The 12,079-nt window shown below is 60.4% G+C and carries 14 protein-coding genes; 4 read left to right on the top strand and 10 right to left on the bottom strand.

All coding sequences use genetic code 11. The annotated features are described in order from the left end of the window. Window positions 1-6: 6 nt before the first annotated feature. Window positions 7-1,008, bottom strand: a complete 1,002-nt coding sequence (locus tag ACZYZ9_RS09885; protein ID WP_463826088.1) for a tRNA lysidine(34) synthetase — start codon at window positions 1,006-1,008, stop codon at window positions 7-9. A gap of 500 nt (window positions 1,009-1,508) precedes the next feature. On the opposite strand from ACZYZ9_RS09885, the gene ACZYZ9_RS09890 reads away from it, so the two are divergent. Both ACZYZ9_RS09890 and ACZYZ9_RS09895 read left to right on the top strand, forming a co-directional pair. Next, window positions 1,509-2,345: a site-specific integrase gene (locus ACZYZ9_RS09890; RefSeq protein WP_463826089.1), complete on the top strand. Its 837-nt coding sequence runs from the start codon at window positions 1,509-1,511 to the stop codon at window positions 2,343-2,345. Window positions 2,346-2,352: 7 nt separating this feature from the next. After that, window positions 2,353-2,598 (top strand): hypothetical protein, encoded by a 246-nt coding sequence (locus ACZYZ9_RS09895; RefSeq protein WP_463826090.1) that lies wholly within the window; start codon window positions 2,353-2,355, stop codon window positions 2,596-2,598. Here ACZYZ9_RS09895 and ACZYZ9_RS09900 read toward each other — a convergent pair. Then, window positions 2,551-3,300 (bottom strand): transposase, encoded by a 750-nt coding sequence (locus ACZYZ9_RS09900; RefSeq protein ID WP_463826091.1) that lies wholly within the window; start codon window positions 3,298-3,300, stop codon window positions 2,551-2,553. The two genes, ACZYZ9_RS09895 and ACZYZ9_RS09900, sit on opposite strands and share 48 nt — an antisense overlap. Window positions 3,301-4,116: 816 nt before the next feature. On the opposite strand from ACZYZ9_RS09900, the gene ACZYZ9_RS09905 reads away from it, so the two are divergent. Further along, entirely contained in the window at window positions 4,117-4,434 is a 318-nt protein-coding gene (locus tag ACZYZ9_RS09905) for an MGMT family protein (protein WP_463826092.1), read from the top strand. Window positions 4,435-4,765: 331 nt separating this feature from the next. Next, window positions 4,766-5,509, top strand: a complete 744-nt coding sequence (locus ACZYZ9_RS09910; protein WP_463826093.1) for a GIY-YIG nuclease family protein — start codon at window positions 4,766-4,768, stop codon at window positions 5,507-5,509. Between the two features lie 16 nt (window positions 5,510-5,525). Here the strand turns inward: ACZYZ9_RS09910 and ACZYZ9_RS09915 are convergent, their stop codons facing one another. From ACZYZ9_RS09915 to ACZYZ9_RS09950, 8 genes are all read right to left on the bottom strand, one after another. After that, complete coding sequence (locus ACZYZ9_RS09915) at window positions 5,526-6,146, bottom strand: HNH endonuclease (protein ID WP_463826094.1); 621 nt, start codon at window positions 6,144-6,146, stop codon at window positions 5,526-5,528. An 84-nt stretch (window positions 6,147-6,230) separates the two neighbouring features. After that, window positions 6,231-6,527, bottom strand: a complete 297-nt coding sequence (locus tag ACZYZ9_RS09920; RefSeq protein ID WP_463826095.1) for a HigA family addiction module antitoxin — start codon at window positions 6,525-6,527, stop codon at window positions 6,231-6,233. Between the two features lie 9 nt (window positions 6,528-6,536). Further along, entirely contained in the window at window positions 6,537-6,818 is a 282-nt protein-coding gene (locus tag ACZYZ9_RS09925; protein ID WP_463826096.1) for a type II toxin-antitoxin system RelE/ParE family toxin, read from the bottom strand. Between the two features lie 148 nt (window positions 6,819-6,966). After that, the gene (locus ACZYZ9_RS09930) at window positions 6,967-7,146 is read right to left on the bottom strand and encodes a hypothetical protein (RefSeq protein WP_463826097.1); all 180 of its coding nucleotides are present in this window, start codon (window positions 7,144-7,146) and stop codon (window positions 6,967-6,969) included. A 438-nt stretch (window positions 7,147-7,584) separates the two neighbouring features. Beyond that, complete coding sequence (locus ACZYZ9_RS09935) at window positions 7,585-8,286, bottom strand: hypothetical protein (RefSeq protein WP_463826098.1); 702 nt, start codon at window positions 8,284-8,286, stop codon at window positions 7,585-7,587. 228 nt (window positions 8,287-8,514) lie between these two features. Further along, entirely contained in the window at window positions 8,515-9,096 is a 582-nt protein-coding gene (locus tag ACZYZ9_RS09940; RefSeq protein ID WP_463826099.1) for a recombinase family protein, read from the bottom strand. Between the two features lie 296 nt (window positions 9,097-9,392). After that, window positions 9,393-10,106, bottom strand: a complete 714-nt coding sequence (locus tag ACZYZ9_RS09945; protein ID WP_463826100.1) for a hypothetical protein — start codon at window positions 10,104-10,106, stop codon at window positions 9,393-9,395. Between the two features lie 208 nt (window positions 10,107-10,314). Further along, window positions 10,315-12,051, bottom strand: coding sequence for a serine/threonine-protein kinase (locus ACZYZ9_RS09950; RefSeq protein ID WP_463826101.1), 1,737 nt, complete (start codon window positions 12,049-12,051; stop codon window positions 10,315-10,317). Between the last annotated feature and the right edge of the window lie 28 nt (window positions 12,052-12,079).

Below are 12,079 nucleotides of genomic sequence, written 5' to 3' on the forward strand. Positions count from 1 at the left end.
GAAATACTAAAATTTGGCTAACCCGTCAAATGCGGGCTTATAATCCGGTCCGAGGAGGTCCTCCCGCGTTCGACGTGCATCAACGATCAAGTTACCTTCACAATCGAGATTTCGCATTGCTAGAGCGAGCAACTCATTAGCCACCGACGTGTGTTCCAACGGCCGCACCAGCTCATACTGGGCAAGTTCTCGTGGAGTTTGCGTGGTGGCGCTTGCAGAGTGCCCGCAGCCCGAGGGCTCGGCGGAGAGTTCGGCGGTGGTTACGAATTCTTCGATCTCTGATTCCCATATATTCAGTAGTGGTCGGACGATTTGCTGCGTAGACCCCGGGCGCAGGAGCTGGCGGGGTGGTTCATCAGTCGTAGCCAGACCATTGCTAGCGAGTTCTTCAAGTCGAACCCGGACATCGCCATCGCCATTCTCCAGTTGAGCCCGGATATTCTGACACAAGCTCCGGAAGCGACTACGCTCATATTCGACATTACCATCATCCCACCGATCAATATACATAAGCGCAGATTTTAAGAATGACGCAACTGCATCGGTGGCATGGTGCGCAAAAACAATTTGGTCGAATCCTGTGCCTTCAAAATATTCTTCAAGAGAGAGGACTTTGGAGTTATAGCAACTAGTGCAAGGTGTCGCGTCTCGATCCGCCTCACCCGCAGAAATCGAATCAAGCGCCAGAAGATTGGTGCGAAGCAGCCCACCTCGGTTGGGTCCTGTTTTGGGCCCATCAGCGAGGCGACGGGCTTTGATCACAGTAGCAGAGTCAAATCCGAGCGACCGCAATCTTCCAAGAACTCTGTTGCCCCATCCCGGGCTGAATCCCATGTCCACGACGGCCGGCACGACGGAGAATCCCAACTCACGCAGAGATAAACATGCGAATGTTGAGTCCTTCCCGCCCGAGGTTGCGACTACCAGTTCGCCCTTGCCGGCCAGATTGAAGTCGTCGAAGGAGCGCTGAATTCGTCGCAGCAGGTAATCCGGAACTTCCGCAGTCACACAATGCATCTTAGTGGTGAAGCTGGAATACCCGTACTTACAAGTTTCCTTTGGGAGCGGTGCTGTACGGCCTTGCCCGCTCGGGCCGGGACGCCGTCGAGTTATCCGTAAGGCATCCGCTACGCGACCTATTTGGTCAACCGTCCCGGTGGTTATCCCCAGGTGTCCACAAGCCAAGTCCTTAGTAAACAAGAATTCCTCTCCGGTACTCACGCGGGAACGTCAACACTCGACGGCTAATGGAGTACCTCCAGAGAAGCTGGTCTACGCTGCTGTGCGGTCGATCCCAGGCATGGTCGTGCAGGAATTCTGCAACCTGCCGGGGCCAGGGCGAGGTCGCTCATAGGTTCTACGAGCTGGACCCTGGCCCGGGCAAGAGCTGGATGTTAAGGCTTGGTCCAGGGTGCGTCATCCAGAGCCGAGAGTTGAGCACTTGGGACCAACAATCTTCCTAACAGCGACGGTGTCGGCCCGATAGCCCGCGACCTAGGCTTCGGCTGGTGACGCCCCACCGTGAGCACCCGACGTTGACCTTCGGTGAATATGCAGAGACGTGGCTGCCAGGGCGTCCGATCTCCGGGCGGACCCGTTATCAGTACCGCAGACTGCTGGACACTTATATCTTGCCAACCTTCGGCGCCACCGATCTCCGGGACATCAGCCCCGTCTCGGTCAGGAGTTGGTTCATGACCGCGGCGACCGGCACCCGGACGGTAGGCGCGCACGCCTACTCGCTGCTGAAAACGACGATGGAATCGGCACTGGCCGACGGTCTGATCGATTCCAACCCGTGCCAGATCACCCGTGTCTCCACCTCGCACCAGGCCGAACCGGCCCGCCCGGTGACCGCCCGGGAGGTCGAGGCCATCGCCGCCGCGATGCCCGACGCCTACCAGACGCTGGTCCTGATGGCCGCCTGGCTCGGTATGCCCTTCAGCGAGCTGGGCGAGCTTCGGCGCAGGGACGTCGAGCTGGACGCGAAGACTGTCCGGGTGCGCAGGGCAGTCCAACTCGTTGACGGCACCCTCGAAGTCACCACCCCCACAGCCAGCGGGGGCATTCGGGATATTGCGATCCCGGAACAGCTGGTGCCGGAGGTACGAGCCCACCTTCGGGAGCATGTTCAACCCGGCCGCGAGTCGCTGCTGTTTCCCTCGGTGCGTGATCGCCACCGCCACCTGAGCCCGGCGCTGCTCAATCGCATGTACTACCAGGCCCGTCGCGCCGCTGGCCGTCCAGATCTTCGGGTCCTTGATCTAAGGCGGTTCGGGGCCGGTGCCGAGGTGATTGATGAGATGACCGCCGGTCTGGATGAGGAGCTGCCTCCGGCTCGTTGACACTGACATGACCAACGCCGGGGACGCAGCCCCTCCGCCCAAGCACCTGTGGCCAGCCTGGTGGGACGGGATCGACCACCCCGACGTGCCCTTCCCGAAGGTCAAGGCGGTACTCGGTGAGGATCCGGGGCCAGCGGAGATCCTGCACCGGGCCCAGGCCTATTCGATGGAGGCCGACAGACCGACGATTGGCGGCGAACCAGAACTACTTGAGGGCCCCGACGAGGACCACATCACCCGTCCGATCGAGTGATGGCTGCTGGGCGCAGGAGTTCGCGCACATCGCCCCCAGAAGGCCATTACGGCCACCTAGAATTCGCCTGTGGACCCGGTAATCTACGCCGCCGATATCGGGTCGGTCCGCTCCGGCAATTTCGGTTGGGTGACCCGGCACGCCCCCGAAGTAGTCGAAGGCCAGCACGTGACCCTCCAGGAAAGCTTCCTGGGCCTGAGTGGCGAACGCGACGTGAAATGCTTTGCCCGAGTGCGACAGTCGCATCACGAACATCCAGCACTTCACCACCACCCCGGCGATCGTGGCATAAAACTCACCAAAGTCGACCTCAGCTTCAGCACCGGCCGCATGGCTCTGCGAGATCGACACATCCCCGGTCTGCAGCCCGAGCTCGACCCGGCGACGAGCGACATGACGCGACACCGTCACCTCCGAACAGGTGGCCTGATGCTCGGCGACAAGCCGCTGCCAGATCCGCCGCGCGGTGTGCCGCTGCTTGCGCGGAGCATCCTCCTCGGCGAGCAGCCACGCATCGATCACCGTCACCCACGCCTCGATCGCCGGCCGAGGGCGAACGGGATAGACCTTGCGCGGCGGCGGGACAGCATCAGCAAGTGCCTGGCGCACCGTACGACGATGTGTGCCATGACGATCCGCCAACTCGCGGATCGACAAGTCCTCGCGCCGTCGGTCCCTTCTGATCTGCTCGAACAGTTCCACGCGTGACCGCATCCTGACCGACCTCCCTGACGACCGTCAGAGACGACGGACGACAGGAACGATCCGAACGGGGGTGGGGCCAACATTGGTGACGACACACCGCAACCCACCCGGCCGGAATGATCACCACCCCGGGGCCAAAATTCGTGAAGAACGACAGCCAAAGTGGGGCCAAGTCAGGTGACCACACTCAGTTGGGCCCGTATTGATCCGGACCTGGGTGACATCCAAGTGGAGCGAGACGACCTCACCGAGATCGCCGCGCTTGTCGAGGCGGTCGCATGCGACCTCGACATCAACGAGCGCGGTGTCGCCCTAGGTTTTGAGTCTCCGCTCTTCGTGCCGGTCCCGGAGGACCCCTTGCTGTTGGGCAAGGGTCGGCACGGGGAGGGCAACCGCCCCTTCTCTGGCGGGCCAGGGACTGCGGCGCTGGTTACCGGACTGGTTCAGACGGCCTGGGTCTTGAGTGAATTACGGCAACGGTGTCCGAGGGCTGATGCCTACCTGGACTGGGACACATTACCGGCGCTGGGCGGGGTCTGTTCCTGTGGGAGGCATTCGTCACCGGCGACGCAAAGGCCGCCAGCCATGTCGACGACGCCCTGGTCGCGGCGACCACATTCAGAGATGCCCTGCCAGATGTTCTGGCGGCCAACGCCGTCGAAGCGGACAGGCCTTTGTCGTTGATTGGGGCCGCGTTGCTGTGGAGTGGTTGGTCCTCCGGGGGAGGATGTGCTCCACAAGCAGTGTCTCGTAATCAAATCCGAAGCTCCGGTAGTTACCGGTAAACCAATCATCCGGGCGACCCGCAAGACGGTGTCGACGACCCCGGGCCGGAATGAGCCGCTTCACGTCCGAGTCAGTCGAATAGCCGAGCAAATACCCGCTGGGGTTTGGACGTCCTACGGCGATGTCGCGAAGATGATCGGATCGCATGCGCCTCCGGTCGGCCAGGCACTTGCCGCCCACCACATCCCCAACGCACACCGGATCCTCAACGCCCTGGGGCAGATGGCAGCGAACTTCGCTTTCCCCGACGGCCGCACCGACGACCCCGTCGAAATGCTGAAATGGGAGGGCACCCGATTTCTCAATGGGCGGGCTGATCCCCGTCAGCGATGGCGTCCCGCCTGACGGATGGGCTCCGAGTTCAGGATTTGCGGGCCCCCCGGCCCGCCAGCGAGTCCAGCGCTGCCTCAGGCGGGTGTTCGGCGCGCAGGCGGTAAGTCCGCTCGCCCACCGTCTTGTTGACGATGATAGTCCGATCGAAGTGGCCCCTATTGAGCTTCTCCACGGTTTTTGTCTACTCCCGGATCAGTGAATGCACCAGCGTCCGCCGGGGTGCGGACAGGGAGCTCTCCGACGGTTGGTTTGCGGATTCGGTTTTAAGGCCGCGCGCATAGTACGACCGTAGACCGACACAGCCCTTCGTCGCGAGGTCGTGCGCCGACGCTACGATCCCGGCATGGACAGGGCCGATAAGGGATCGGTGATTCGAGCGATTCAGCAGCTCGCTGCGGAGAACGGCGGCGTGCCCGTTGGTCGCGACCGGTTCATCGCGGAAACCGGGCTACCCGAGTATCTGTTCCAAGGCCGTCTGTGGCTCAACTGGAGTGAGGCCGTTCGCGAAGCGGGTTTCGAACCGAACCCGTTCGGTGTGGCCCGCCTGGACGACGACCAACTGCTCCGACAGCTTGCCGAGCTGACCTTGAAGCTGGGCCACTTTCCCACCAGGGCGCACATTCGGATGGAGGGCCGCGCCTCTGCGACGCTATCCAGCACGACGACCTTCGCAAAACGCCTCGGCACCCGGACACGACAGATCGACCGGCTCCGCGACTTCATTGAACGCACACCCGAGTTTGCCGAGGTCGCTGCCCTGCTACCCGCTATTACTGATGAGCCAGATGTGTCCGGCGAGGCGGACAATTCCGTTGCAACGCAACCAGTTCCGGGGTTTGTTTACCTGGTCCGGTCGGGGAAGTTTCACAAGATCGGGCGATCGAACGATCACGGGCGACGTAGTTACGAGATCGGGCTCCAGCTCCCCGAGAAGCTCGAAGTGGTGCACACCATCGAGACTGACGACGCTGTCGGAATCGAACGCTACTGGCATGAGCGGTTCAGAGATCGCCGCCGCAACGGTGAATGGTTCCTACTGGTCAAGGCCGACATCGCCGCCTTCAAGCGCCGCCGCTTGTTCATGTGACGGCGGGCCGACCGACCTATGCCTGCGCCGCTGAGCGCCTTCGGACGAGCGCGGCGAGGATGTCGGGAGCGGCCTCTTCATAGTTGCGTCCCGACTTGATTGAGTTGCACGCCAGGCAGGCGGTCGTCAAGTTATCGGGTGCGCTGATGCCGCCGCGCGACTGGGGGATGATGTGATCGAGCGTCGCCGTGGTTTCAGTGACAGTCTCCCCGCAGTAGCGGCAGCTCCACTTGTCGCGCTCCAACAGCTCGGCTCGGAGCACCGGGTCTGTGAAATAGTCCAATTCCTTCGCCGGAGCTGCCTGGGCTGCCAGCAGTTCCTGGACGGCGGGTACCGATTCGGGCGGCAGCACCAGGTATCGGGTGCCTTCTCGGGTGGAGTCGCCGACGGCGATGAAGCCCGCTTGAGCCAGCTCGTTGATCTTCGCGGTGATGTGATTGTAGTTACCTCCGCCGGATCGGGTTCCCTTGCCGAGCCTGGCGCTGATGGTCCGTTTGCCGATCCGAACGTCACCGCCGAGGAAATCGGTGTGGCGAAGCAATAGCATGTACAGGCTGAATTCGTAGGGCTTGAGCAGGGGTAATACGGCATCGACCAACGTGGTCAGGAGGTCGGGTGCGTCGTCGGCCACGTCCATTCACCAGACGTTAGCTCCGGCCCACCTCCGTGCGCCGGTTATCTCAAATCCCGACCGCTAGCATTGCCAGCGCCGGGGTCGCGGCTAACCTGTGGCGGCGAGGGGGTGGATGTGGTCCAGTTCGACTCCCTTGTCGGCCCGGACCACATCTGCGTCGTAGCGTGCCTGCAAGTTGATCCAGAACATGTCGGAAAGGCCGAGCGCGCGAGACAGCCGCAGTCCGGTGTCGGCAGTGATGCCCCGCCGACCACGAATAATCTCGCTGAGCCGGGTCTGCGGCACCCCGATCTCCTGGGCGAGCCGGTAAGGGGTGATACCCATGGGTGCGAGGAACTCCTCGGCGAGGATCTCGCCAGGGTGAGTGGGTGTGAAATCAGCCATGATGCCTCCTTAGTGGTAGTCGGTCAGTTCGACGCCATCAGCGCCGTCGTTGTTCCAGGTGAAGCAAAGTCGGTACTGGTCGTTGACGCGGATGCTGTGTTGCCCCTCGCGCGGCGGTTGCAATTTCTCCAGGCGGTTGCCCGGTGGTACACGCAAGTCGTTGATGTTCTCCGCAGCATCGAGGATCTGCATCTTGCGGCGCGCCGCCTTGGCGAGGTCGGTGCTGATCCCTTTCGGGCAACGCAGCTCCCAGATCTTCTGGGTGTTGCTATCCCTGAACGAGCGGATCACAGCACAAATGCTAACGCGATACGTTGCTAACGTCAATCGTTAGTATTTTCACCCAGCCCCCGATCCGGCGGATCATTCACTCCGGTGGTGGTGGCATTGGGCCCTCCCGGGCGCGCCGCATGGCGTCGATTGGGGTCACGAAACCCCACTACTGGCCGATGCTGTGCGCCGGTACGTCGTAGGTCACCACCGCTGCCGCCACCCCCTCGGGCTGGTGCTGGCCAGCTTCCCAGGTGACCGCCTGTACCTGGAAGTCCGGCAAGTAGCCGGGCGGCCCGGCACCGGCCCGTTTGCGGTGTGGCCACCAGGCCCGGCTTGAGCGCCGCAACTCAACCAGTTTGGCTCCCCGGACAGGCCGCGAGCGCGGTCAGTCAACGCTAGAAGCCCAGAAAGCCCGCGCGGCTTTCAGCCGGTGGACACGTCGATGCGGTGCGAACTTCCTACTCGACCAGGCGGGTGACTACGGTAAATAGCACGCCAGTGTTGCTCGCAAAGCTGTGGGCTCCAGGGGGGACTAATATGCTCTAGGGGGCCAGATGGAGCTGTTCACCAGCTTGGGAGCACCCGGGCGTTCGTAGAGCACGATTGCTCCAGCGTGCCAGTGATTGAATATGATTTGATCTAGGTGCTCGGGTTCTAGCACTAAACCGGATTGCGCTATTTGTTCCACGAATTTCCCCACGAACATGTCGCCAACGCTAATATAGCCTAAATCATCAGGCAACTGCGTGGTAATGAGCAATATATCATTCTCAGGACGATCTTTTTATTGAACGGCTCTGTTCAAACGAGCTCTTAAATCATTTAAACTTATATTGATCTGGCAAAAAGCGCGGACTACCGGCGCTGCGTTGGAATCATCCGCCGATTTTACTTCTATGTGGTAATCTTCAAAAGATCTGCGGCCCCTCGTGGTGATCTCGAGTGGGATCGTTCCGTCGGGCCGCATGTGGTTCGCCATTGGCGTGGTGTCGACAACGCCAAAGTCTTCTCGCAATAGCATTCCGAGCTGTTCAATGAACTGCTTGAAAGCAAGGCCCGTGCGCTTTCTAGGGCGGCTTTCATCCCGCGCCGTCTCGTAGATAGTTGCGTAGCGACCTTGAAGATGGGTGAACTTCCCTGGCTCATCAGAAAGTTTCTGGTTTAACGCTCGTTCTATGGATCGGACGGCCCCGAGTCTTTGCCTAGATATGTCGCTTGAAGACAACGACGTTAGTTCGACACCGAGAACTGGTAAACCTGACAGCTTGATCTTAAGGTCGGGCGGATCGGCAGCGACTCGCTCGCAGCTTTCCAACGCCCCAGTCGCACCTGATAGTTGCGCACGACCGAGGAAATCGAAGAACTGAAGGTCCTCAATCATGTTTTGGGTGAGCGAAGCCTTCGTGATCCGGGTCTCTACCCCTAGCCAGGCGACCGACTGAACCTCTTCGCCGCTTGCGAATGTGGAATGGATTCCGAATGCCACACGGCCACAGTTCCATGTCGTCGGGTGCTATGCAACACAACTACGGGGGATTCACCTTTGGTGAACTCACGACTATTGGCCGTAGGTAGTCTGACCGTAAAGGCGTGTAGACCAGCTTCATCCATTATCGACCGGGACCTGAATGAGCAGGATGTCTACGACCGTCAAATTGCCTTAAAGAAAGCGAGCGTCTCGCGTCGAATGGCTCTTGGCTTCCACCTCCCACACCTACTGCAAATACCGGTAGAGCGTCGCCCGGCTGACCCCGAGATACTTCGCGATGTCTTTAGCTGTATGCCCATCAGTCTTCATACGCTTGGCGGTGGCGAGGTGGTCGATATCCCCGACCTTCCGAGGCCGGCCAAACCTGATGCCGTTGGCCCGGGACGCGGCCCGCTTCAATGCGGTCCTTTCCCGGATCAGTTCACGCTCGTATTCAGCAAGAGATCCCAGAACGCCGATCATCATGCGTCCAGCCGGGGTCGAGGAGTCAATGCCGTCGGTGACCGAGACGAGGGTGACACCCCGGTCGGTCAGTTCTCGGACGGTCTGAAGAATGTGAAGCATGTTGCGCCCCAGTCGATCCAGCTTCCACACCACAACGGTGTCACCGTCGCGGACGTAATTAAGTAGAGCGGCAAGGCCGGGACGATCGTCTCGGGCACCAGACATCACATCCGAGAACACCTTGCTGACACCGGTGGTGGTCAGTGCCTCGTTCTGCTGATCCAGGGTCTGGTTGACGGTGCTGACCCGGGTGTAGCCGATGCAGGTGCCGGTGGGCGGTGATGTCGAATTCCGTTGACTCATTACTGTTTCAACGCGGATATCGCGACGTCCATTTCCGAGACAAACTATTGAGACAGTGCGACCTGGGCGGGAACTGGGCCGGTTGTGTTATTCGGTAGTGTCTCGAATGTGGTCTTTATTGAGACGCCGCCAGTCGCTGTGGTTGTTTGATCCCGATTAACAATCCGTCGATTATGGCCTGGGTCGAAGGGCGCAGCAGGCACTTGGGATTTGTTGTTCCCTCGCCCGCGTACGCGATCATGGCCGGGCTAACCGCGCCCTTGACGCACGTCAAGTCTGCTGTCTTCTGTGTTGCTCTACTCTCTGAGACCCCCGCCGCTGAACTCGCCCGGAAACCCCCTCATTCGCTCCAGCTTGCGCATTTCTAACTTCGGTTTTTCCTCTTCCACCTTCACGCGACGCAGATAGTCGATAACAGTCGCCGCAGCAGACACATAATCGCGTGCGGCATCCTGCGTCACAGTCGCGTCGGATTCGTGGGCGATCTTGTTACGCAGTTGAGCGAGCTCGGTCATCACGCCTGCCATGTCGCCCGCAATGATCTCCCACTCAGCCAGCGTGTTCACCATCTGGTTGAAACTACTTCTGGGGCTGGGCTGCCAGGGCTTCGCGAACAGTTGTTGATACACATGGGCGAGAGCAGACTCGACTTCGATGAACTCGAGTAGCACGACCGCTCGAGGATCCTGCTCCAGCAGTCGCTCGACCTTATCCTTACGATCATCGACCGTTCCATCAGGGAGCTGCCGTACCACGTTCGTCTCACCAATAGTGAGCTCCATGCCGTCGGCGCTGACCATCGCGTCCATCCTCTGGGCGACTTCAGATGCGCCTTTTTCAAACTCCGCCGACACATTTCCAGCCTGGACCTTCGTCATGTCCTTTATCCGACGAGAAAACCCCTGGGCGACTGACTTCACCTCTGAACGAAGGTAGATGACTACGACGACTATGACGATTGGCCAAGCAAGCGAAGATACGAGACTGGACACAAACTCAAGCCAGGTCATTTGCCCATGGTTTCAGAGTCACACCACAGCAGGGAAGCCTACTTGTGAAATCAGGTTCGCCCACAAAGCAACGTTAAGGAGTGCCCACAAGCGTTGTTGTTGTGCCTTCCCTCAGACGGTCAAGTCCAGGGACGTGGTGTACGACGTCGTCGTGTGATTCTTCGACCTGATGGTTCGGGCGGTCAGTGCCGCGCGGGTGGCTGACCCGTCAGTAACAGATCAAGTTGCCGAGGAAACCTTGGCCGGTTTCTTCGGGTGACGTCGTGAAGCGGATAGCCGGTCGTCCGAGATATGTCGTATTGGCGGACATTTCAATGGTATTCGGTGAGCTGGCCGGGAACGAGATGATCATTTCGCCGTAGAAAGAGACATCAGTTGGGCAGCCAGAGTTGTAGCCAGCCGGTCGTGGATTGAAAGCCGATACGTTTGCTGCATATTGGGCCCGGTGCCCTTCAGCGCAACTGGGTTCGCAGACTTTGTAACTTAGAATGCCGGTTCCTTGTGCGCCAGCGGAACCCCAGGAGCTCCACGACATCGCTTCAAGCCGATAAGAGCCATCGGCGCAGGTTTGGAATGTGAGCGTCGTGGGCCGTTCTGTTGGCTGGTCGTCCTTGAAGTAGCACCCTGGTAATGCGTAGCGATACCCGCCAGTGGCTGTGCTCGTCGTCGGCACTGCACTGGCGGAAGTCGACGGCGAAACGGCTGGCGGCAATGGCGCGGTAGCTATCGCACTCGAACCCGTCCATGTTTCAGTGCTGGTAGCGGATCTTGTCGACCGCTCTTCAGATCGCCAGGGCTGCCCTATCAACAAACTCACGACACCAACCAGAGCCGTCGCAGCCAATCCGCCCTTGAGAAGCAACAATCGTCGGTCCTGGCGCGGCTTCGAACTGTCGGCAGCGGGTGCTGGTCTGCTCTTCTTTATTTCGGTGCCCGTGGCAGTCCTCTTGGAAAGGCTTGCCTTCGGGCTCGCCTTCACGGGTGAAACGGAGGGGCTGGGCTTCGTCGCGGCCGCCTTCGCGCGGCTCTTGGAAGGGCTGGCCTTAGAAGGCGTCGCCTTGGTGGGACTCGACTTCGTAGTCCCGCTAGACGAAGGGTTGCGGGGGGCCGGTGCCGTCATTGTCGATGAGATGGAGGCGGTGATGACATCGCGGGCCGCGGTAGCCAACTTCGTGGTGGTCGCATACCTCTGGTCGGGGTCTATCGCCATACCACGAGCAATGACCTTGTCGAATCCTGTTGGTACACCGGGCCGTTGCTGACTGGGCCGGGGTCGATCGAGGTAGATGTGCGCATGCATCTGCTCCGGGAGGCTTGCGCCCGGGAACGCTGAATTGCCAGTCAGACACTGATATAGGACACACGCCAGGGCGTAGACATCCACCTTGGCGTCAGCGGCTCCTGTCTGGAACCGTTCGGGCGCCATGTAGGCCCAAGTGCCGATGGTTGCGCCGGTACCAGTCAGGTCAGTGACATCTGCAGCGCGTGCGATCCCGAAGTCGATTAGATACGCGAAGTCGTCCTCGTCGACCAAGATGTTGGAGGGCTTGACGTCGCGGTGGACCACACCAGATTTGTGAGCGCTATTTAAGGTTTTGGCGACCTGTTCGACGATCCCCACCGACCGCGCGGGCTCGAGCGGTCCTTTGCTCAGCAGTTCCTGTAGATCGCGGCCCTCCACCAGGCGCATGTCGACGTACAGTCGGCCGTCGATCTCGCCGTAGTGATGAATCGGGATGATATGGGGATTGTTCAGCTTCGCCGCGGCATACGCCTCGCGCCGAAACCGCTGCACGAAGGTGGAATCCGCTGCCAGCGCAGCGGGCAACAGCTTGATAGCCACGACCCGGTCCGTGTCCGTGTCCAGGGCACGCCACACTTCGCCCATCCCGCCGCGGCCGAGCAGTTCAATCAATACGTAGCGGCCGAACGGCGTCCCCTCCATCGGCCAAAGATAATCCGATCGCGCTGGC

Source organism: Mycobacterium sp. IDUB_28 (genome assembly GCF_055419285.1).

Bases quoted from the DNA above. Each gene is read 5' to 3' on its own strand.
- ACZYZ9_RS09940 (WP_463826099.1), bottom strand. From the start codon at position 9,096: ATGAGTCAACGGAATTCGACATCACCGCCCACCGGCACCTGCATCGGC.
- ACZYZ9_RS09945 (WP_463826100.1), bottom strand. From the start codon at position 10,106: ATGACCTGGCTTGAGTTTGTGTCCAGTCTCGTATCTTCGCTTGCTTGG.
- ACZYZ9_RS09915 (WP_463826094.1), bottom strand. From the start codon at position 6,146: ATGGACGTGGCCGACGACGCACCCGACCTCCTGACCACGTTGGTCGAT.
- ACZYZ9_RS09950 (WP_463826101.1), bottom strand. From the start codon at position 12,051: ATGGAGGGGACGCCGTTCGGCCGCTACGTATTGATTGAACTGCTCGGC.
- ACZYZ9_RS09920 (WP_463826095.1), bottom strand. From the start codon at position 6,527: ATGGCTGATTTCACACCCACTCACCCTGGCGAGATCCTCGCCGAGGAG.
- ACZYZ9_RS09910 (WP_463826093.1), top strand. From the start codon at position 4,766: ATGGACAGGGCCGATAAGGGATCGGTGATTCGAGCGATTCAGCAGCTC.
- ACZYZ9_RS09895 (WP_463826090.1), top strand. From the start codon at position 2,353: ATGACCAACGCCGGGGACGCAGCCCCTCCGCCCAAGCACCTGTGGCCA.